General features: G+C 55.0%; 18 protein-coding genes and 1 tRNA gene. 11 read left to right on the top strand and 8 right to left on the bottom strand.

The genetic code is table 11. From position 1 onward, the window contains the following. Nucleotides 1–98: 98 nt before the first annotated feature. From dctP to ACXADJ_RS13885, 4 genes are all read right to left on the bottom strand, one after another. Nucleotides 99–1,130: a TRAP transporter substrate-binding protein DctP gene (gene dctP / locus ACXADJ_RS13900; protein WP_475066935.1), complete on the bottom strand. Its 1,032-nt coding sequence runs from the start codon at nucleotides 1,128–1,130 to the stop codon at nucleotides 99–101. A 374-nt stretch (nucleotides 1,131–1,504) separates the two neighbouring features. Next, nucleotides 1,505–2,866, bottom strand: coding sequence for an NAD(P)/FAD-dependent oxidoreductase (locus tag ACXADJ_RS13895; RefSeq protein ID WP_475066933.1), 1,362 nt, complete (start codon nucleotides 2,864–2,866; stop codon nucleotides 1,505–1,507). An 89-nt stretch (nucleotides 2,867–2,955) separates the two neighbouring features. Further along, nucleotides 2,956–4,452: an aldehyde dehydrogenase gene (locus ACXADJ_RS13890; protein ID WP_475066930.1), complete on the bottom strand. Its 1,497-nt coding sequence runs from the start codon at nucleotides 4,450–4,452 to the stop codon at nucleotides 2,956–2,958. Nucleotides 4,453–4,594: 142 nt separating this feature from the next. After that, a complete protein-coding gene (locus tag ACXADJ_RS13885; protein WP_475066927.1) occupies nucleotides 4,595–5,497 on the bottom strand; it encodes a dihydrodipicolinate synthase family protein in 903 nt (300 codons plus the stop codon). Between the two features lie 502 nt (nucleotides 5,498–5,999). Here ACXADJ_RS13885 and ACXADJ_RS13880 point away from each other — a divergent pair. Then, nucleotides 6,000–6,824: a sulfite exporter TauE/SafE family protein gene (locus ACXADJ_RS13880; protein ID WP_475066925.1), complete on the top strand. Its 825-nt coding sequence runs from the start codon at nucleotides 6,000–6,002 to the stop codon at nucleotides 6,822–6,824. Between the two features lie 108 nt (nucleotides 6,825–6,932). After that, nucleotides 6,933–7,439, top strand: coding sequence for a MaoC family dehydratase (locus tag ACXADJ_RS13875; protein WP_475066921.1), 507 nt, complete (start codon nucleotides 6,933–6,935; stop codon nucleotides 7,437–7,439). On the opposite strand, the gene ACXADJ_RS13870 is transcribed toward ACXADJ_RS13875, so the two are convergent. Beyond that, entirely contained in the window at nucleotides 7,430–8,713 is a 1,284-nt protein-coding gene (locus ACXADJ_RS13870) for an ABC transporter substrate-binding protein (RefSeq protein WP_475066916.1), read from the bottom strand. The two genes, ACXADJ_RS13875 and ACXADJ_RS13870, sit on opposite strands and share 10 nt — an antisense overlap. A 412-nt stretch (nucleotides 8,714–9,125) precedes the next feature. Here ACXADJ_RS13870 and ACXADJ_RS13865 point away from each other — a divergent pair, with 412 nt between their 5' ends. The 9 genes from ACXADJ_RS13865 (at nucleotide 9,126) to ACXADJ_RS13825 (ending at nucleotide 19,633) form a co-directional block, all read left to right on the top strand. Further along, a complete protein-coding gene (locus ACXADJ_RS13865) occupies nucleotides 9,126–9,704 on the top strand; it encodes a DUF5943 domain-containing protein (protein ID WP_475066914.1) in 579 nt (192 codons plus the stop codon). Between the two features lie 176 nt (nucleotides 9,705–9,880). Beyond that, nucleotides 9,881–11,953 carry a dimethylglycine demethylation protein DgcA gene (dgcA, locus tag ACXADJ_RS13860; protein ID WP_028293811.1) on the top strand — a complete coding sequence of 691 codons (2,073 nt, stop codon included), beginning with the start codon at nucleotides 9,881–9,883 and terminating at the stop codon, nucleotides 11,951–11,953. A gap of 24 nt (nucleotides 11,954–11,977) precedes the next feature. After that, complete coding sequence (locus ACXADJ_RS13855) at nucleotides 11,978–13,936, top strand: (Fe-S)-binding protein (RefSeq protein ID WP_475066906.1); 1,959 nt, start codon at nucleotides 11,978–11,980, stop codon at nucleotides 13,934–13,936. Further along, on the top strand, nucleotides 13,936–15,228 hold the full coding sequence (etfA, locus tag ACXADJ_RS13850; RefSeq protein ID WP_475066901.1) for an electron transfer flavoprotein subunit alpha: 1,293 nt from the start codon (nucleotides 13,936–13,938) through the stop codon (nucleotides 15,226–15,228). The genes ACXADJ_RS13855 and etfA overlap by 1 nt, the downstream gene beginning before the upstream one ends. Beyond that, nucleotides 15,215–16,045 carry an adenine nucleotide alpha hydrolase family protein gene (locus ACXADJ_RS13845; RefSeq protein WP_245582662.1) on the top strand — a complete coding sequence of 277 codons (831 nt, stop codon included), beginning with the start codon at nucleotides 15,215–15,217 and terminating at the stop codon, nucleotides 16,043–16,045. The genes etfA and ACXADJ_RS13845 overlap by 14 nt, the downstream gene beginning before the upstream one ends. A gap of 109 nt (nucleotides 16,046–16,154) precedes the next feature. After that, a complete protein-coding gene (gene choX, locus ACXADJ_RS13840; RefSeq protein ID WP_475066898.1) occupies nucleotides 16,155–17,114 on the top strand; it encodes a choline ABC transporter substrate-binding protein in 960 nt (319 codons plus the stop codon). 359 nt (nucleotides 17,115–17,473) lie between these two features. Beyond that, nucleotides 17,474–18,436 (top strand): glycine betaine ABC transporter substrate-binding protein, encoded by a 963-nt coding sequence (locus ACXADJ_RS13835; protein WP_475066896.1) that lies wholly within the window; start codon nucleotides 17,474–17,476, stop codon nucleotides 18,434–18,436. 251 nt (nucleotides 18,437–18,687) lie between these two features. Beyond that, the gene (locus ACXADJ_RS13830; protein ID WP_156879026.1) at nucleotides 18,688–18,966 is read left to right on the top strand and encodes a hypothetical protein; all 279 of its coding nucleotides are present in this window, start codon (nucleotides 18,688–18,690) and stop codon (nucleotides 18,964–18,966) included. A 106-nt stretch (nucleotides 18,967–19,072) separates the two neighbouring features. Continuing rightward, the gene (locus ACXADJ_RS13825; RefSeq protein ID WP_028293803.1) at nucleotides 19,073–19,633 is read left to right on the top strand and encodes a CBS domain-containing protein; all 561 of its coding nucleotides are present in this window, start codon (nucleotides 19,073–19,075) and stop codon (nucleotides 19,631–19,633) included. Between the two features lie 349 nt (nucleotides 19,634–19,982). Here ACXADJ_RS13825 and ACXADJ_RS13820 read toward each other — a convergent pair whose 3' ends face one another. From ACXADJ_RS13820 to ACXADJ_RS13810, 3 genes are all read right to left on the bottom strand, one after another. Beyond that, nucleotides 19,983–21,041, bottom strand: a complete 1,059-nt coding sequence (locus ACXADJ_RS13820; protein ID WP_475066888.1) for a helix-turn-helix transcriptional regulator — start codon at nucleotides 21,039–21,041, stop codon at nucleotides 19,983–19,985. A 104-nt stretch (nucleotides 21,042–21,145) separates the two neighbouring features. Further along, nucleotides 21,146–21,433: a hypothetical protein gene (locus ACXADJ_RS13815; protein ID WP_475066884.1), complete on the bottom strand. Its 288-nt coding sequence runs from the start codon at nucleotides 21,431–21,433 to the stop codon at nucleotides 21,146–21,148. Nucleotides 21,434–21,645: 212 nt separating this feature from the next. Then, nucleotides 21,646–21,720 (bottom strand) — tRNA-Gln (locus ACXADJ_RS13810). Nucleotides 21,721–21,819: the final 99 nt, after the last annotated feature.

Here is a 21,819-nt window from a genome sequence, read left to right as displayed (position 1 = left end):
GGAAAACGACTGATGAAACGTCAGCCGGATATCAAACTCCCGCCTGTTGGTGTTACCCGGCAATTACCGGGGACAGGCCAGGCACCGTGAATAACCGGTTACTCGGGTACAGAGGCATTGGCGCGGATTTTATCCATCAGCTCCTTGCCCAGTTTTTCTTCCGCTTGTGGCCAAACGTCGGTACGTACGCGGTCAACCCAGGCTCGCAGCTGTTCGTTGCTTGGCACGATGTACTCCATGCCTTCTTTCTGGGCCGCAGCGATCCACTTGTCGTCTTCTGCCTTGGCGTTACGGAATTGGGTTTCAATCACTTGAGACGCTGCGTCAGAGATGATCTTGCGATCTTCGTCATCCAGTTCTTCCCACTGATCCCAGTTCATCAGCAAAGCGTAGGACGAGAAGTTGTGGGAGGTTTGTACAAAGTAGTCCAGTTGGTCGCGGAAGTACTCGTAGTCCCAGTAAATAACGTTGGAAGAGTCACCATCAACCACACCCGTCTGAATGGAGGTGTATACCTCAGCCCAGTCGATCGGCACTGCCTGGAAACCCATGGCGTTCATGGTTTGTGGCAGTGGGAATACTGGCTGGGAGCGGACTTTCATGCCCTGAGCTTCTTCGTAGCTGAGGGCGTACTTGCCCTTGGTAGCAACACCACCAAAACCTTCCGGGTATGGGCCGAAGTACTTCAGACCGATGTCTTCGTAAACCGGACCGAGGATATTCTTCAGCCAGCCGCCGTCGGTGTAAGCCGCCAAAGCGTCTTTCCAGCCCAGGGTCAGATAAGGAATATAGTTAACTGCCAGGCGCTCGTCGTAGGACGTTTGTGGCCAGGTCAGCATCATGTCGATGTTGCCCTTCACCAGCTGGTCGAACAGTTCTTGCTGACCACCCAGTTCGCCCTGATAGAAAATATTGACCTTCATACGGCCATCAGAAGCTTCCTTGATCAGGTCGGCCCACATTTGCATGGACTTGCCAGAGGCGGAATCGCGGTCACCGGACTCCAGCGCCAGGGTGAATTTATGCTTGTCATCACTGGCCTGAGCGTTGAAGGAAACGCTGAAACCGGCCATGGCGGCGAGTGCGATAATGCCAGCTTTTTTAGTCATTGAATGTTTAACGATATTCATCTGCTTACCTACCATCTGGTGATTTATTATCGAGGGTGCTGTCTTTAAAAGCCCTATTAAGACGTTTAAATACGGGTTTCGATTTTTATATCGTGCTTCAGGAATTAATTATTCTTGTAGTTCTTCTTTAATGTTTTTCGAGTATATGAATCTGCCCGTTGAACATCTAATAACCTTTATTTCAGGCAATTGATAACCTGAGGTTATCCTTCTGTTCGGGCCAGATAATACGCGCATTTCAGGACGGTCATTTATTGATCGGTTGTTGTTTCATGTCTCGTATTGTCCTGAATGTCGGTTGTTGCCGTGGCTTGCCAGTAGCCTGCCGTCTACCTCATACCTGAGCACTGGCAGGACTGCTGGCAAATGAACGGTTACAACTCCAGCCCGGCTTGCCATTCCTTGAAGCGCATAACGCTGTTGGCGCCAATAGACAGGAAGGGCTGTGGAGGCAACCGGGCTGGCTGTTCTACTTGCATAAAGTCGCGTAAATCATCGGAATTCGGCTGACCCGATGCCAGTTCGGCGGCCATCATGCCAGCAAGGGTACCTTTTACGGTGCCCAAGCCGTTCTGGCAGCAGGCCGACCACAGTCGCTCTCGTATTTCGCCAAATGCAGGCACAGAATTGAGCGACAAGCACAGTCGGCCACCCCACAGGTATTCCATCTCAACCCCTTCCAGCATTGGGAAGCGGGCATCAAAGGACTTTTGCTGCAAACGTTTGGCGCGTGCCATGTTGCCTGAGCTGGCTTCCAATGATTGATTCAGCGTGGCGTGGTTTCTGATAATCAGGCGGTCACCACTGCCCTGAAAGTCTGAAATCTTGCGCACCGTGGTGCCAATTGGATCGGCGGGCAAAATGCCCCAGTCAGCGCTGCCACCCAGTCGATGCAATTCATCCTGTGTCAGCTTGCGAGTCATGGAGGCGTAGGTGAATACATGCATCAGTTTGCTTTTGAAAAAGCCGAACGATTCGATGTGGCCGTTCACTGTCATAATGACGTTACGTGCCCTCACGCGTCCTTTGGGTGTTTTCAATACGTGAGTGCTGGTCCCCAGGTCGAGCTGTACCACAGGTGTATTTTCGAAAATACGGATGTTCTTTTTGTTGACCAGTCCTGCACCTGCCTGACGAATAAATGCGGCTGGCTGGATCATGACAGCACCTGGGGTAAACAAGCCGGTGTGGTAGAAATTGGTGCCGGTGTAGCTGTGCATCTGTTTGTGATCCATCAGCTCGAAGGTTTCGCCAATGGCTTCCAGATGCTGCTTGTAATTCATCACATGGCGCTCACCCTTTTCGGTGGATGCCGCAGTGACTTTACCGGTTGGGGCGACGGTGCCGGGGGCAAAGTCGAACTCTTTGGCCATGTCGCAGGCAAACTTGATGGCCATATGATTGAGGCGAATATTCTTCATGTCTTCGTCGTGGCCACCGGTGTAGCTTTCGGCAGTCAGCTCATGAGGAAGGTCGATCATAAAGCCGCTGTTGCGTCCGGAAGGCCCTTTGGCCAATTCGGAAGCTTCAAGCATCACAATGGAGTCGTCGTTCACCAGTTGGCGCAGACGATGAGCGGCTGCCATGCCAGCAAAACCAGCGCCGACAATCACCCAGTCAACGGTGAGGTCGCCCTCCAGTTGTGGGTAGGGGGTGCGTTCCGGTAGCAGGCTCTCCCAGGCGGCTGGGCCGGGATCTTTTGGCAGGCGGCGGGCCTTGATTGTTGTTTTCTTCATCTTCAGTTGGCCAGAAAGGGTTGCTACCGAACACTTGTTCGGTAGCAACAAACCGCGGTTCAGAGTGGTTTATTCAATCAGCGGCGGGCTTAGCCCTCGCTCAGATCCACCCAGATGGTTTTCAGCTCGGTGTATTGGTCGTGGGCGTGAATGGAGTTGTCACGACCACCAAAACCGGACTGCTTGTAACCGCCGAATGGCGTGGTGATGTCACCTTCGCCGAAGCAGTTAACGGTTACGGTACCAGCGCGTACGGCCTGGGCGGCACGCAGCGACTTACGGGCGTTAGCGGTAAATACAGAAGCCGCCAGACCGTATTCGGTGTCGTTGGCGACAGCGATGGCTTCGTCGTAGTCCTTGACGGTAATAACGGACAGGATCGGGCCAAAGATTTCTTCCTGGGCAATCTTGTCGCTGTTGTTTACGCCAGCCACCACGGTCGGCTGGATGTAGCAGCCTTCGGAAGTGTCACCACCCAGAACGATGTCATAGCCTTCTTCGCGGGCCAGATCCAGGTAGCTGGCAACCTTGGTGAAGTGGCCTTTGTCGACCATCGCACCCAGTGCGTTTTTCGGGTTCAGTGGGTCGCCAACAGTCCAGTCTTTGGCGAAGTGTTTGATGCGCTCCAGCAGTTCGTCCTTGATGCCTTCCTGAACGATCAGACGGGAACCGGCAGAGCAGTTTTCGCCCATGTTCCAGAAGGCGGCGGCACACACTTGCTCGGCCACTTCGTCCAGACGCTCGGCGTCGTCCAGTACGATGCATGGGTTTTTACCACCCAGCTCCAGTACTACTTTCTTGAGGTTGGATTCAGCGGCGTAGTTCAGGAAACGACGGCCGGTGGCGGTAGAACCGGTGAAGGTCACCATGTCGACGTCCATGTGCAGACCGATAGGCTCACCCACTTCACGGCCGCTACCGCTGACGACGTTGAATACGCCCGCAGGTACGCCAGCTTCAGCAGCCAGCTCGGCAATTTTCAGGGTGGTCAGGGTGGTTTGAGCGGCAGGTTTCAGTACCAGGGTACAGCCAGCAGCCAGACACGGAGCCATTTTCCAGGCCAGCATCAGCAGCGGGAAGTTCCATGGCAGTACTGCGCCAACTACGCCGATCGGTTCACGGACGATCATGGACATGGCGTCGGAGCCAACCGGAGCAATCTGGTCGTAGATTTTGTCGACCAGTTCGGCGTGCCATTTCAGGGTGTGAACAAATTCTGGAATGTCGATGGTTTCGCAGTCGGTAATCGGCTTACCGGAATCCAGGCTCTCCATTACAGCCAGTTCGTGGGCGTTGGCTTCAACCAGATCGCACAGCTTCAGCAAAATGGCCTTACGCTCGTTCGGGTGCAGCTTGCTCCAGCGACCGTCTTCAAATGCTTCGCGGGCGGCGCTAACGGCGACGTTGACGTCGTCGCCGTTACAGGCGGCGATGTCGGCCAGGTGAGCACCGGTCGAAGGGTTGGTGCTGGCAAAGGTTTTGCCACTGGCAGCCGGGCGGAATTCGCCATTGATGTAAGCCAGTGATGGCAGTTGGATGTCGGCGGCCAGCGCCTTGTATTCGTCGTACGTCAGCATATCAGACATGGGAGTTATCCTTTTTCAGTGCGAGTAAGCGCCTGCACCGGCGCGATCGTGCATAACGTGAGTGTTTTGGTGTGTCGGCAAAAAAGCCGGCCTGAGCCTGCTGGCAGGCGGGGATTTCAGGCCGGTTGCAGGGGAGTGCGGATCAGCCAGTGATTTTGGCGACTTCAGCCTTGAGCTGCTTGATAACTTCGGCCATTACTTGCTTTTCACTGTCTTGCAGGCCTTGCAGAGGCGCGCGGACGGCACCGCCGTTGCGGCCATCGATGGTGACGCCACACTTGACGCTCTGGATGAACTTGCCACCCTGCTCCAGTACGTGCATCAGCGGCATCATGGCAGCCATGATTTTGCGGCCCTTGTTGAAGTCGTTTTCAACCACACAAGCCTGATACAGGGCCACGTGCTCTTTTGGCAGGAAGTTGGAACCGGCACAAACCCAGCTCTGTGCGCCCCAGGCGAAGAATTCCAGTGCCTGATCGTCCATGCCACATGCGGTTTGCAGTTGTGGGTAGTCGTTCAGCAGCATGTGCATGCGGTTGATGTCACCGGAGCTTTCCTTGATGCCCTGGAAATTGTCGGACTTCTCGAGCACACGTTCGAAGAATTCGGCTTCCATGTTTACGCCCATGCGGTCCGGGTAGTTGTACAGCATGATTGGCAGGCCGCCGGCGTTATCAATGCTGAGGGCAACGTCTGCCAGCTCCTGTTGGGTCGGCAAGGAGTACGGCGGTGTACCAACCAGCAAGCAGTCTGCACCATTGGCAGCGCCAGCTTCGGCCAGCTTGATGGACGCACGTGGGTCCATGGAACCGGTACCAAAGATGATTTGCATATCCGGGCCAACGGTTGCGCGGGCGACTTTCAGCAGTTCAACGCGTTCTTCATGGCTTTCAACGTAGTATTCACCAGTGGTGCCGCCAATCATCAGACCGTGTACACCGGATTCTTTCAGGTAGGCAACGTTCGCTGCGTAAGCGTCCATATCAATGGACAAATCGTCGGCGAAAGGAGTAATAACAGGAGTATAAATGCCTTTGAATAACATGCTGGCTACCTTGGTTTTATTCGAATTAATAAGGCATATCGATATGCCGGTATTTGTTCTGGCATGTTAATTACGAGCAAATGATCGCGACAAACAACTTTTTATTCGTGGAAATGACAACCTCAGGTTATGAATTGTTGGGCGGCGTGAAAAACCCCGAAAAACCGCGTGGTTAGCGGGCCGGGTGTGGGTTTTGAACGGCGGATATTCATGGCTGTTTGGCCTGTTTTGGCTTGAATTGCCCCAGTTGGGACTATCAATGTTGCCAATCCATGAGTGCGTTTCGATGAGGCGTTTCAAAGAGAGCAGTAAAAATCGGCGTTATCGGTCAGGGCGCTCATTGAGTTACATACCGGAAGGCGCTGGCGGCTGTATTAGCTGACCTCAGCTGCGTTTGAAATTAAATCAATTTTCTTCAACAAGCGGTACGTATATAACGTACGCCAGTTACCGGGCACCGCTGTACACCCGGTGTTGATACTTCACAACAATACGACCAAGCATGATTGAACTGATAACGCAGAACCTTCCAACTCTTCTGGCCCTGATCGCAACGGGTATCTTCGCTGGCATTTTGGCCGGTTTACTGGGCGTGGGGGGCGGCATTGTCATCGTCCCGGTGCTGTTTTTCCTGTTTCAGGGATTCGGGGTGTCGCCAGAGTCTGCCATGGTGATTGCTACTGCTACCTCGTTGGCCACCATTGTTCCGACCTCGGTCAGCTCGATCCGCTCGCATCATAAAAAGGGCAATGTCGATTTTGATCTGTTGAAGCGTTGGGCACCGCTGATTCTGGTGGGGGTACTGGTGGGCAGCTGGCTGGTTACCCGGGTCGATGGTCACTGGTTCACGCTGCTGTTTGGTGTAATTGCCACGCTGTCGGCGCTGAATATGTTGTTTCGTACCGGTAAGGCGGCGCTGTTTCAGCAACTGCCGGGTCGTATTGGACAGGGTGTGATGGGCACCTGTATTGGTTTCTTCAGCTCCATGGTGGGCATTGGTGGCGGTACCATTTCGGTGCCTTTGCTGACCTTGTACAACTACCCAGCGCACCGTGCAGTGGGCACAGCGGCAGCCATTGGTTTGATTATTTCCTTGCCGGGCGCTTTGACCATGCTGGCCGTCGGCACGACGCCTGACGACGCACCGGCTGGTACCTTCGGCCTGGTTAATCTGATTGGCTTTGTTTGCATCGTGCCGCTGACCACCTTGTTTGCGCCGGTGGGCGCCTCACTGGCGGCCAGGCTGGACGCCGCCAAACTGAAAAAAGTGTTTGCCGTGGTGCTGCTGATTACCGGCGTGCGAATGCTGGCGCAGCTGGCTCTGTAATCGTCGGTTGCTATTCGGCAATCACGACTGGCCAGGTTACTGAACAGGCTGTCGCAACGGCAGTTATGTTCTTTCAGGGCGTCTGCTGGCATGGTTTCAGGCAAATTTATGTCATATCGACCCGGGACCCGCATGACCGACTACTACCTCGAAGATTTCACCATCGGCCAGATCTTCAAAGATGAAGCGCAGGCCTACGAACTCACCGAAGCGGACATCAAACGCTTTGCCGGTGAATTTGATCCACAGCCTTTCCATCTGGATAACGATGCCGCAGCAGACACCCTGTTTCAGGGCCTGGCAGCCAGTGGCTGGCACACGGCTGCACTGACCATGAAGCTTATGGTGAAAGGGCCGTTCAGCCCCAAAGGTGGTTTGATTGGGGCAGGGGTAGAAGAAATCCGTTGGGCCATGCCGGTACGGGCAGGGGATACCCTGACGGTGGAAGTCGAAATTCTCGACAAGCGTCGTTCAAGGTCGAATCCATCACGTGGCATTCTCAAAACCCGCACCATTACCCGTAATCAGCGTGGCGAGGTGGTGCAGGAATTTGTCGGCAATATCATGGCGCAAAGTCGTGGCGGTGACGTCCCGCTGAGTCCTTCTCAGCCATAACGTATCGGCTGCAACTCAGACTCGATGGGGACGTTGATTGCACCACTGTTTTCTACCACGACCAGTTCCAGATTGCTGCCTCGTCGCTGCCATTGCCCGGCGACCAATGGGGTTTTGGCCAGATTCGGAATGTGGCTGCGCTGGAAGTTGATATTACCGAGTACGGTACCAACATTGATGGATTTGATGGCGCGCAGGATATTGCGCGGATTACGGCTTCCAGCCCGGCGTATGACGTTATAGGCGACTTCGAATAATGAGTGTTTCATCCCCAGAGTCACGTCCCATCGTTGGCCGCTGTAGGCTTCGTAGGCGGTTGCCAGTTCGGCGGCGTTCTGAGCCGTCATCGATGACGTAAATGGAAAGGACGGGCTCCACATCATCTCGACTGACAACCCCTCGGCACGATCACCAAGGGCGTGAACCGCCTGTGGGAACTCAGTGGCTTTGGCGACGGTGACAACCTCAGGTTGAAAACCTATGCGGCGTGACTGTTGCCAGAAATTGGCAAACTCAACGGGGGATATAACACCGGTCACAATATCCACCTGCTGTTTGGTGAAATCCCTGATGGTTTGATGGAAATCATCTTTGGGGCTTTCGAAACGGCCATGGTCGACGATTTCAAAGCCGTGTCGGTCCAGCGCTGACGGGAAGCCCTGAAGAGGATCTCCCCAGGCTCTGCCATCTTCATCATTCGGCCACAAGGCGCCGATACGGCGGGTTTCGCCACCGGGCAGCAGTTGCCATAAGCGTGTGTAGGTATCGATAACGTCTTCGACTCCCCAGCAAAAGTGCCAGGTGTATTTGAAGCCTTGGCGGTAATCGCCATTACGGCCAAGAAAATACGCTTGCCACGGCGTATCGTTGCTGATGCAAGGCACACCGAGTGCCTCGCAGACGTTGGCGACCGGAACTGTCGTTGCCGGTGTGGAATTGGTCAGCATCAGGTCGATCTGGTGCTGTTCTATCAGTTCGCGGGCGGCGGCGGCCGCTTTCCTCGGGCTGGATTGGCTGTCACGCACAATCAGTTCGACGTTAAAGTGTTTCCCCAGTGAGCGTACACCGCCACTGACGGCTTTGAGGAACTGCCCGGTCACAAACTCATCGGTTGCCGCAAAGGCCTGCAGCGGGCCGCTCTGGGGGCTGATGAAACCGATTCGGAAGGTGGATTGCCGGCTTGCCCACACCTGTGGTGCAAGGCTGCCAAGAGCCAGGGCTGAGCCTCCAAGGAGGGAGGAGCGGATAAACTTGCGGCGCTGATTATCGACCATGATAGCGTCTCCTGTTCTTATTATTCGGGGCGGTCAGGCTGACTGCCGGAGTACGAGGCTTACTATCTCTTACCTGCCATGGCGGTCTAATACCCAATTCGTTGGCTGCGATACCTTCCGGGTATGTTGTTCAGGGAGCCCTTGGTGTGCCTGTCATCAGCCGTTGTGCATCACCGTCAGGCTGTCACGGGATGTTGTGTATCCATGGCTGGAAACAGTACGACGACGGCACCGCCTGATGCTTGCTTGCATGTTGCCTTTGCTGCCAATTCGCTTCCGGTTCCGGCGCTGTCGTTTTTGGTAACTTCCAAAAATCCGCCCCTTCTTAGACTGCTCGCATACCCCATTCCCCCGGCACGATGCTGTGGGGTTGGTCATTGCTTACTCATTGATGCAAATGCGAGTACCGAACATGAGCTATCACGCCCCAGAAATGCCGATCCAGGTAGACGACGAAACCGGTGTATGGACGACCGACGCGTTGCCGATGCTGTACGTGCCACGTCATTTCTTCGTTAACAACCACATGGCGATTGAAGCCGAGTTGGGTGCTGAGAAGTACGCCGAGGTTCTGTACCGCGCCGGTTACAAGTCGGCCTATTACTGGTGTGAGAAAGAAGCCGAATGCCATGGCCTGAGCGGCGATGCGGTATTCGAGCATTACATGAAGCGTCTGTCCCAGCGCGGTTGGGGCCTGTTCATTACCGAAGAGCTGGATATCGAAGCCGGTACCTGCAAGGTGCGTCTGGAAAATTCTGCCTTTGTATACCAGTACGGCAAGGTGAATCGCATGGTCGATTACATGTTCACCGGCTGGTTCTCCGGGGCCATCGACCAGATTGCCAAGGCTCAGGGCCTGGACGTTAAAACCCTGTCTGCGCAAACCCAGTGTGGCGCCCAGGAAGGTTTCGAGGTGGGTTACTTCGAGAGCCGTCCGTTGGTGACTGAAGAAGATGCCGCCCTGTGGGAATTCCTGCAACCTGGCTTCTGATAACGCGCCGGGTTAACCACCCGGCCCACAAGACAAGGTAGGTTGGGCTTTGCCCAACAGTGATGGGCAAAAGCCCATCCTACCCTCTCCGCGGTGAGTACAGCGGAGATAAAAGAATTTAAAACCCCCGGCGTTATTAACCGTGATGGCCGGGGTCAGACGAGAGAGACGAACCCATGTCCCAGTTTGATATTTTGTTCCAGCCGCTGAACATTAATAAGCTGACCATCCGTAACCGTGTGGTATCAACCGCTCATGCCGAGGTGTATGCCACCGATGGCGGTATGACCACCGACCGTTACGTGAAGTATTACGAAGAAAAAGCCAAGGGTGGCTGTGGCTTGTGTATTTGTGGTGGTTCGTCTGTTGTGTCGATCGATAGCCCACAAAGCTGGTGGAGCTCGGTCAACCTGTCTACCGACCGTATCATTCCGCATTTTCAGAATCTGGCCGACGCTGTGCACAAGCACGGCGGCAAGATCATGATCCAGATTACCCACATGGGTCGTCGTTCCCGTTGGGACGGTGGTGACTGGCCCAACCTGATGTCGCCATCCGGCATTCGTGAGCCGGTTCACCGTGCGACCTGTAAGACCATCGAAGTGGAAGAAATCTGGCGCATCATTGGCGACTTCGCCAAGGCGGCGGTACGCGCCAAAGAAGGCGGCCTGGACGGTGTGGAACTGTCTGCGGTTCACCAGCACATGATCGACCAGTTCTGGTCCCCGCGTGTGAACAAGCGTACTGACGAATGGGGTGGCTCGTTTGAAGGCCGCATGAAGTTTGGTATGGAAGTGCTGAAAGCCGTGCGTGAAGCCGTTGGTCCTGATTTCGTTGTCGGTATGCGTATCACCGGTGACGAATTCCACCCGGACGGTCTGAACCACGAAGAAATGAAGAAGATCGCCGCCTACTACGATGCCACTGGCATGGTGGATTACTTCGGCGTGGTCGGCTCCGGTTGTGACACCCACAACACCCTGGCCAACGTGATTCCGAACATGAGCTTCCCGCCAGAGCCGTTCCTGCATCTGGCCGCTGGCATCAAGGAAGTGGTGTCGGTGCCGGTGATTCACGCCCAGAACATCAAGGACCCGAACCAGGCCAAGCGGATTCTGGAAGAAGGTTACGTCGATTTCGTCGGTATGACCCGTGCTCACATTGCCGACCCGCACCTGATCGCCAAGATCAAGATGGATCAGGTGGATCAGATTCGTCAGTGCGTGGGTGCCAACTACTGCATCGACCGTCAGTACATGGGTCTGGACGTGCTGTGCATCCAGAACGCGGCGACTTCCCGTGAATACATGGGACTGCCGCACATCATTGAAAAGACCTCCGGCCCGGTGCGGAACGTGGTGATTGTTGGCGGTGGCCCGGCAGGCCTTGAGTCGGCTCGGGTTGCGGCGGAACGTGGCCACAAGGTGACCTTGCTGGAAAAAGCCGACGAGCTGGGTGGTCAGGTGACCATTGCTGCCAAAGCGCCTCAGCGTGACCAGATGGCGGGTATCACCCGCTGGCTGGCGATGGAGCTGGATCGTCTGGGTGTTGATGTGCGTTTGGGCACCGCAGCGGATGCTGAACTGATTCGTAGCCTGAATCCGGACGTTTGCATTCTGGCCACTGGTGGCACGCCGTTTATTGAGCAGAACCCGCACTGGGGTGCCAAAGACGGCATGGTGGTATCGAGCTGGGACATCCTCAACGGCACCGTTGAGCCGGGCAAAAACGTGCTGATCTACGACACCATTTGTGAATTCTCCGGTATGTCTGCCGCGGATTACCTGTTGTCGAAAGGCTCCATGGTTGAGCTGGTCACTGACGACATCAAGCCAGGTGTTGGCATTGGTGGTACTACCTTCCCGACTTACTACCGCTCCCTGTACGAGAAGGAAGTCATCATGACCTCCGACCTGATGCTGGAGAAGGTGTACAAGGAAGGCGACAAGTACATCGCCGTGCTGGAAAACGAATACACCGGTCAGCAGGAAGAGCGCGTGGTAGACCAGATTGTGGTTGAAAACGGCACTCGTCCAAACGAAGCCCTGTACTACGAACTGAAAGCCGAATCCCGCAACAAGGGCCAGATTGATAACGAAACCCTGTTCGCGATTCAGCCTCAGCCAGTGCTTGCTGAAGATACGTCCGACGGCAAAGGCATGGTGCTGTGGCGTCTGGGGGACTGTGTTTCCCAGCGCAATACCCACGCAGCCATCTACGACGCCCTGCGTCTGTGCATGCACCTGTAAGCCGATAACAGCGAGGATCTCAGGATGCTGGAGTCTGTCATCCCCTGGCTGTTGGCCGGGTTCATAGCCGTACTGCTGGCAGGCATGCTGCGTCGCATTAGTTTGTGGCGCGCTGGCCAGCCGGAAAAAGTCGATCTGGTGGCGGGCCTGATGGCCATGCCACGCCGCTACCTTGTCGATCTGCACCATGTGGTAGAGCGCGACAAGGTCATGTCCAACACCCACGTTGCCACCGCTGGTGGCTTCGTGGCCTCGATGATCCTCATCATTCTGGTGCACGGTTTTGGCCTCGACAGCACCATTCTGGCGTGGGCACTGTTGGCCACCACTGCAATGATGTTTGTCGGTGCCACCTTTGTGTACCGTCGTCGTGTTAACCCGCCATCCCGACTGTCGAAAGGACCGTGGATGCGCCTGCCAAAGAGTCTGCTGACCTTTGCAGCGACCTTCTTCATTGTGACCCTGCCTGCTGCTGGTGTGCTGCCTGACGGCTTTGGTTCCGGCGTTCTGGCGTTCATCCTGCTGGCGGGCATCGTCGCTGGCTTGGGTGAAATGCTGTTCGGCATGGGTTGGGCTGGCCCAATGAAACACGCGTTCGCCGGTGCGCTGCATCTGGCGTTTCACCGTCGTTCCGAACGTTTCGGCGGTGGCCGTTCTACGGGCCTGAAACTGCTGGATCTGGATATTTCCAAAGGTCAGACCCTGGGTGTCGCCAAGCCTGCAGACTTCAAATGGAACCAGCTGCTGGGTTTCGACGCCTGTGTACAGTGCGGTCGTTGTGAAGCCATGTGTCCGGCCTTTGCTGCCGGCCAGCCGCTGAACCCGAAAAAACTGATTCAGGATATGGTTGTTGGTCTGGCTGGCGGCACGGATGCCGAATACGCCGGCTCTCCTTATCCCGGAACTGAAACAGGTAATGCCAAGGGCTCACCGGTAGAAGTCATTACCGAAGGTCTGGTGAGCCAGGAAACCTTGTGGTCCTGCACCACCTGTCGCGCCTGTGTGGAAGAGTGTCCGATGATGATCGAACACGTTGATGCCATCGTCGACATGCGTCGTTTCCTGACGCTGGAACAAGGCTCTACCCCGGGCAAGGGTTCCGAAACCCTGCAAAATCTGATCGCCACCGACAACCCGAACGGCAACGATCCGCAGGCTCGTGGCTGGTGGGCAGCCGACCAGAACATTCCGCTGATGTCTGAAAAGAAAGAAGCCGATGTACTGTTCTGGGTATCCGACGGTGCTTTCGACATGCGTAGCCAGCGCATTCTGCGTTCGTTCGTGAAAATCCTTAAAGCCGCCAACGTCGACTTCGCTTTCCTCGGTGATGAAGAGCGCGACTGCGGTGACGTTGCCCGTCGCCTGGGTGATGACGCGACGTTCCAGAGCCTGGCCAAGCGCAACATTGCGACCCTGAGCCAGTACAAGTTCAAGCGCATTGTGACCACCGACCCGCACGCGTTCCACTGCCTGAAAAACGAGTATCCGGACTTGATGGAGGACGGCGGGCTGCTTAAAAACGGCTGGGAAGTCCTGCACCACACCCGTTTGATCAACGAACTGGTGGCCGAAGGCAAGATCCAGCTCGACGCTCTCACTTCAGCAGGCACCGTGACCTATCACGATCCGTGCTATCTGGGCCGTTACAACGGCGAATACGACGCCCCGCGTGACGTGCTGAAAGCCATGGGCATTGAACTGGCTGAAATGGAACGCTCCGGCTTCCGCTCCCGTTGCTGCGGTGGTGGTGGTGCGGCTCCGATCACGGATATTCCGGGTGAACGTCGTATCGCCGACATGCGGATGGACGACATTCGCGAAACCGGTGCCGATCTGGTGGCGGTTGGCTGTCAGCAGTGTACTGCGATGCTGGAAGGTGTGGTTGAGCCTCGCCCAGAGGTGCAAGACATCGCCGAAATCGTGGCGGCTCAGCTGATTGAAATCGAACAGCCGTCCGAATCGATAGCGAAGGAGGTGGCCTGATGTCTGATTTGATCAGAAAGGACCCACGTAAGGACTGGATTCTGCGTAACCGTCTGCACCCGCTGCACGAACAGGTTGCTGCTGAAATGAATGGCCCCGCTGCTGAAGTGCGTGGGCCATCGGGTCTGATCCGTCGCAACCCCCATGCGGTTGGTTTTATTGGCCCGAACGGCATCAAACGCATCGACCGCCTCGGCGGTTCCGCTGCAGCCGCTGCCGGTGCCAAGCGTGAAAAACAGGAACAGCAACTGCCAATCGTGGCCATCGAACAACCACAGTCCTACGTGGCGGTGGTGGTCGATATGGCTAACGGCGAACTGTCTGCCCACGATAAAGACGTGCTTGGTCAGGCCCGGGCACTGGCCGATGCGGCAGAGGACACAGCGGTATTGGCGGTGGTGTTCGGCACCGTGAAAGCGGCGCTGGGTACAGAAGCCAACCCGGATCACCCATTGGGTCTGGCCGGTGTCGACCGCGTTATGTTGTTCGACAGCGAGGCTTATCAGGGCTTCGCACCAGAGCAGCAACTGGAAGCCATGCTGGCAGTAGAACGCACACTGGAACCGGCTCAATGGCTGTTCCCGGATACGCATTTGAGTGGCAACGACCGTGCTCTGCGTTTGGCAGCACGTCTGGGTGAACGTCCGACCATGCACGCCTGGCAGATCAAGAACGGCAAAGTCACCAGTCGGGGCGGCAGTGAGCTGACCGACATTACTCGCGAACTGGCTTCAGCCCGCATTCTGGCCCTGGCGTCTGAATGCGCCATGCCGGTTGACGAAGCCCGCTATGAAGCGCGTGTTATAGCCTCGCCTGCGGTGCCTGATGTGTTAACGCGCATCAAGGATGCAGGAGCGGTTGCCGTTGACCCAAATCAGATCAGTCTGGGCGAAGCCGAGTTTATTCTGTCGGCGGGTAACGGCATTCACGACTGGGATCAGTTCCATCAGGCAGCACGGGTGTTAGGGGCTACCGAAGGCGCCAGCCGTGTGGCGGTAGACGATGGCTTTATGCCGCGCTTCCGTCAGGTGGGTGCTACCGGTACCTGGGTAACTGCCAGAGTGTACATTGCGGTGGGCATCTCCGGTGCGGTACAGCACCTGCAAGGTATTGGTAGCTGTGAAAAAGTCATCGCCATTAACACCGATGCTGGTTGTGACATGGTGAAACGGGCGGACCTGAGCGTGATAGGCGACAGTCAGGAAATTCTGGCGGCGTTGATGGCCAAGGTACAGGCTGACAGCACTGAAGTCGCTGCCGACGGTGATGAGGGCAAGCATGATGTTGCATAGCAAGCTGAGTAGTAACCCTGCCAAAAACTACACCGTGGCGACCCTGGTGTCGGTTGGTAAGCACCCGAAGTCCGGCCGTCCACGGCGCTCTGATCAGGACAGCAAAGCGCTCGAACTGGCGCTCAATATGGACAACCGTTCGGTGCATGTGATTCATGCCGGTGACAGCAGCGACCCGCTGCGTCAGTCGGTTCTGCGTGAATATCTGGGCATGGGGCTGGAGCGTATTGATGTGACCCGTCAAAACGCCAACAGCGATGCGGTACCGGCGCTGGTGGAGCGGCTCAAGATGCTCCAAGCCGATGTGGTGCTGACGGGGAGTCGGGCAGAATCCGGCGAAGGCTCCGGCATGGTGCCGTACCTGATTGCACAGGCGTTAGGTTGGCCAATGGTGCCTGCCGCTGTGGAGGTTACCGCGGCTGGCGATGGTGAGTTTGAAATTCTGCAGGCGTTGCCGCGAGGTCAGCGTCGGCTGTTAAAGGTGCGTGCGCCTTTTGTTGCCAGTGTTGATAGTGCCGCAGCGGAATCGCGCCAAACCGCCTGGGCCAGCGGTCAGCGTGGCCAGTTGCAGGAAATGGCCATTGGCAGCAATCCCGATGAGGTGATGAGTCAGGTTACGGTTGAGCCAGCCCGCAAGCGTCCTAAACGTATCGCCTCCGCGAAAAAGGCCAAAACTGCAGCCGATCGCTTCAAGGCGGCAACGGCCAAGTCGGCCTCCAAGGGGGGCGCGATTTTGGTGAAGGAGAGTGCAGAAGAAAAAGCGCAGGTTATTTATGATCTACTCGTAAGTCAGGGAGTTATCAACAAGAAGAAATAGTGCTCCGTGAACCTCTTCATAGAAAATGTGCGATTTATCAACATGGAAGTCACGGTTTAAAAGATGGAGGAGTCCACCAAACGATCATTGATATCGGGAGTTATCACAGATGAGATTGAAGTCATTGCTGTTGGGGTTGTGCTTGTTGCCGGTCAGTTGGCTGGCCAGTGCTGATCCGGCCAGTTGCAAGACCGTACGCATGGGCATGGTTGAATGGACTGACCTTGAAGTAACCACCACAACCGCGCAGGTCATGCTGGAAACCCTGGGCTACGACGTCACCATCACCACCGGCAGTGTGGGCGGTGTGTATGAAGAAATGGCCCAGAATAACGTGGATGCGTTTTTGGGGAACTGGATGCCAGCCAACGCCGGGGTGATTGGCCCGTATCTGGAATCCGGCAAGCTGGAAGTGTTGGACACCAATCTGAACGGTGCCCTGTACACCCTGGCGGTGCCCAAATACGTATACGATCAGGGCGTGACCACGGTTGCCGATATTGCCAAACACGCGGATGAGTTTGGCTACCGTATCTACGGTCTGGAAAAGGGCAACGGCGGTAACCTGTTGATTCAGGACATGATCGACAAGAACGACTTTGGCCTCGGTAAGTTCAGCGTGCTGGAAACCTCCGAGCGACTGATGCTGGCTCAGGTGAAAGGCAAAACCAAGAAAGGCCAGTGGATTGCGTTTCTGGCCTGGGCGCCACACCCGATGAATGTGAATTACGACATTGAATACCTCGACGGTGCCGATGCGTACTTTGGCCCGGACAAGGGCGCAGCCCACGTTCGCACGGTCGTTCGTAGTGGTTATGTCGAGCAGTGCCCGAACGTGAATAAGTTGCTTGAAAACATGACCTTCTCTCTCGAAATGGAGCAGAAGGTAATGGATCAGGTGATGAACGGCTTTGTGCCGACCAAGCGTGCGGTCCGTATCTGGATGAACGACAACGCGGCAACGCTGACTCGTTGGCTGGATGGTGTGAAAACCTTTGATGGTCAAACGCCAAACGGCACCGAAATGGCGGAGGCGCTGGCCGTTGGCTGGGGTCGTTTAAAAGATTGATCCTGTGCGGTGGTCAGAGACCCTCTGAATAACTCTGCGCGGGTTTTCCAGAGGGCTCTTGGTGTCCACCGCTTTTACTCTTTTCCTTCTGTCTCTCTATCCGTTTTCTCTTATTCCCTTCTCTTTAACGTCGTTTCTTAACGTCCTGTTCTTCATCTTGCTCTTTTTGCGCCGTTTTCTGCAGGCCGGTTTCTGGCTGTTTAAGCTCGTAAAAACCGGCGGCTGCCTTACTGCGACGAAGCTGGGCGCAATATGTCCGTTGCGTTGCGCGTAAGTGATAAATCACGTCGTTGTATGAATACGACGTTGCTGCAATCCCCATAGGCTGGATAAAAAACTCTGCTGTCTGAGGTATGCCTATGAAAATTCGGGTTTGGGCGTTGTTGTGCGCACTGCTTCTGGCGAATGCCAGTCAGGCGCAAGACGATGTCAGTTGTAACACCATCCGCTTTGCCATGCTGGACTGGGCGGATCTGAAAGTAACGTCAACGGCCTCCCGGGTGTTGCTGGAAAAACTCGGCTATCAGGTTGAGATGGATGTCAGGCCCAGTATTGGCGAAGTGTATGAATCACTGGCCAATGACGAAAACGATTTGTTCATGGGGAATTGGATGCCCGCCAACACCGACATGATCACGCCGTATCTGGAACAGGGCCAGCTGGAGGTTTTGCAAACCAACCTCAAACGCGGCATTTACACTCTGGTGGTGCCACAGTACGTGTACGACCAGGGCGTCACCCGGGTGCAGGATCTGGGCAAGTATGCAGAGCAATTTGACGGTCGGGTGTATGGCCTTGAAAAAGGCAATACCGGTAATGCTCAGGTCAAGAAGATGATTGCAGACCCGTCAATAGGCATGGGTGACTTCAAGCTGATCCCGACTTCAGAGCGGCTGATGCTGGCACAGGCAAAAGGCCGGATTCGCAAAGGGCAGTGGGTGGCTTTTCTGGGCTGGGTTCCACACCCAATGAATCGTAATCTGGAATTGCAGTATCTGGATGGTGCGGATGACTATTTTGGCCCCAACAAAGGTGCGTCCTACGTGCGTACCGTGGCACAGGATGGCTTTTCCCAACGTTGCCCAAATGCTGCTCGGCTGATGAAAAACATGGTGTTCAGTCAGGAAATGGAAGAGCAGCTGATGGATGAAATTGAAAATGGCTTTGTGCCACCGCTACGGGCGGTGCGTATCTGGATGCACGACAACGAAGCCACCGTGACCGGCTGGCTGCAAGGTGTGGCTACTCGCACCGGAGGTCAGCCAGACAGCCGCCAGATTGTGGCAGACCTGGAAGTGGGCTGGGGAAGACTGACGGACTGATGAGCCAACAGTTAACGCTAATTCACAAAAAGCCGCACTCGATTGCGGCTTTTTCTTTGCTGGAATTTATTTGAATAGTGAACAATTCTGTTGCGCGTTATTAAATCGGCAATTGCACTCTGGTCAGTGAAACTATTCAGGAGTAACGTGACTCATATCAGTTACACAGATTAAAAATCCCTTGCTGTTGAATGTCGGAATCTGAATCACAGAAACCCGTCTGCCAACAGCCCCAACGTCAGGAGGCGCCCATGACTCGAGTGATTCTAATGCTCAGTTTGTTACTGGGCTTCATGCTGCTTCCTGATACCAGCCCCGCAGGCTTCAACTCCGCATCCACACTGGATCTTTCCGACTACCCGATCGACCTGGCCACCGGCGAGGCCGACAAGGTACAAGGGATTGTTCCTGATGATGCGTTTGTGCCTCTGGTTATCCCACAGCACTGGCAGCCTGCGCTGGTCAGCAACACTCAGGTACTGGACACCCGTCCAGAAGCCCGACGAGCCCGTAGTCCTCCGCTGGTTTGATTCGCTCTGCTTCGTTTTTAACACAATCAAACCATCAAAAATTTAACTGTTGTCGTAGGCCCTTTACTGACTTTGGCCGACAGCAGTTCTGTGAGGAGTACTCCCTATGCACAAGCTGAAATTGCACACCGTATCCAGCATCGACGAATTGGTTCAACCAGCAAAACCGATCCATATTTCCCTGCGTAGCCCAGCGCTGGCGTTCTTTACTGACTTCCTCGACAACGAGCCGCTGGTGATCGAATCGTCTGTGACCGCGGATAACGCCCGCCGCATCATGATTCGTACCCATGTCCGTCTGAAGCTGGTGCTCGACAACGACAACCGCTTTGCCGGTGTGATTACAGCGGAAGATTTGGCCGAGCAAAACGTGATTCAAAAAGCCGTCAACAACGGCAGCCTGCGCAGCGATGTGCTGGTGTCTGATCTGATGACCCGTAAGAGTGATCTGAGTGCCTTCGACATCAGCGAAGTCGAAAAATCCACCATCGGTGATGTGGTTAACTTCCTGCGCGAAGTGCACCAGCAACACTGCCTGGTGCTGGACGCCGAGAATCACCAGATTCGCGGTATCTTCTCCGCCAGTGATATTTCCCGCAAGCTGCGCCTGCCGCTGAATATTCAGGAGCAATCCAGCTTTGCGCGAGTCTTCAGCGCGGTGTCCTGAGTCAGCTGAATCGATAGCGTTGCAATTGGCAATAACACAAGCCGGGCATGTCCCGGCTTTTTTGTGACTGTAATAGCAGAATAAGGATTCGCTTGAATCAAGCGACGTTACTTGTCGCATTGGCTTGTCACTATGCCGTCTGAGTCAGGATGACTCACAGGAACAAGGACGATAAGAGCAAGACGCTCTTGTGATGGACCACGCCAGGGAGGCGGGATTCAGGAAGAAGTTGAGCAGCAAGGAAGCTGCTCTCGTTTTAAACGCCTGCGTTCATCACTCCAGCGATGCAGGAGCGGCCCGACGCCTGGTCAGGCCCTTGATTGGTGATTCGACAAGGTTACTCGACGGGTTATTTGATAAGGCTTTCTGCGTTGTTATTACTTTGGCTGCCGGCTGTTTCTGAATCATCAGGTATCACGCCGTACAGTTTCGCCATGGTTTGCGCCTTGCTGGCGAATTCTTCTACCCAGTGCTCTGGGGCTTCAACCCGAATGTGTTCATTGAGCCCATAAACCCACCAACGGGTTTCCTGATCGTCAGGCACTATCGCTGTCAGGCGGTAGCGGCCATTGTCGGCTGGCCCGTGAATTTCCTGCTGATGACTGATTGGCGTTTCCTGCAAGCGTGAGGCAATACTCTCTGAAATATCGGCGATCAGCTCGATATCACCGCTGTGTCCCCAGCCAAAATTACGCAGGAAATCATCAATATCAAAGTTGCTGTTGTCCGGGCAAAGGGCGTCGGTCAAGCGCGCATCGGCGATGCGGTGTAAGGCATAGATGTAAGGGGTGGTGTAGTCGTTGGCAGTGGCGACCAGATAGTGGGTGGCGCCTTTTGCAACCAGAGCCAGCGGCGTCAGATTCAGCTGTTTGGTGTCCTGATGGCTACGGCTGGCGTAGGACACCGCCAGTTGTTTGTTCTGCAACAAGGCTTCGGTAATGTTCTCCCAGGTGGCTTCGCACGGTTCGGGTGGCAGCAGCTGTTTGGTTTCCGGTAGAACCCTAATGCGATCTGGCCACACAGATGCCTTGCCTTTGAAGCTGTTCAGGCTGCTTTTGGCTTCTTCAAATTGGGGCTGAATTTGCTGGAAAGCATAGGCCGGTAGAACCTGTTTCAGATACGGCTCTGCCAAAATGAAAGACAATGCGGCGGCTGAGTTGGAACGATGCAGAAGCTGCTTACCTCCGGCGACAAACCCCCACGAGTTACTGCGGCCGTTGGTCTCGGTATAGAGCTGGTAAGCAACAGAAAGGGATTCCAGATCCCGTTCCACCGTGCGTTTGGTGCAGCGGTAATCCCGCTCCAGCTTTTGGTGCAGCAACGTGGTGCTGATTGGGTCGGATGGCTTTTCGGGAATCAGGCGCAACATTTCCATTCGTCGTGCGAATGTCAGGTAATCATTGGCCATGCTAAGCAACTCCTTATGCTTGGGACGGGTTTCGAGGCCTGATTATAAGTAGATGAAATGTGATTTCTATCACATTTGAATCTGAATTGATTGATAAATGAACCTTAAATGCCCGGCAGTCGTGCTTGAGTATTTATCAGCATCGATGCAGGCGCTGCCCGTTGAGCGAAGAACACAGGGTCATTGGATGCACCGAACGTGTCGTGTAAGTCCACTTCCTCGGGATCGGTCACAGGAGGTTGGGTTGATGGGTCGATCATGTCCACATGCAACGCGATTGCCTGGCACATGGGGCAGCAATCGGGCAAAGCGCTCAGCTCCGAGTAGACATAGTTCCAGTTACAGATGGAACACTGGGCATGGTAAACAAATGCAGGCTGAGATACTTTCATCGCTTTCTCCATCATCCTTCAGGAAACAATGAGGGCATCTTGCGGGGTTGAAGCGTCAAAACGTGTCGCAATTCACAAAAAACATAACCGTTTTTTAAACGGCAGAATGTCAGGCAGCAGATGAGCTGAAACGGGAGTAGAGCTCCGGAATAGACGCGACTAACCAAAGGCTGCTTATGTGACTTGGGAAGATAAAAACAAGGAATAGTTAATGGCTGAGGTGGCAGGACTCGAACCTGCGAATGACGGGATCAAAACCCGTTGCCTTACCACTTGGCGACACCCCAGCAGATGAAAAAGCAAGAAAGCTTTCTCGAAGAAGTTCAAGCTGTGCCTCAACTTCAGGACGCGCATATTATCAGGAGAAAAAATTCCTGCAACATCAA

Source organism: Oceanobacter sp. ABM4_470, assembly GCF_056158645.1.
This window is presented reverse-complemented; position numbering and strand designations above follow the sequence as displayed.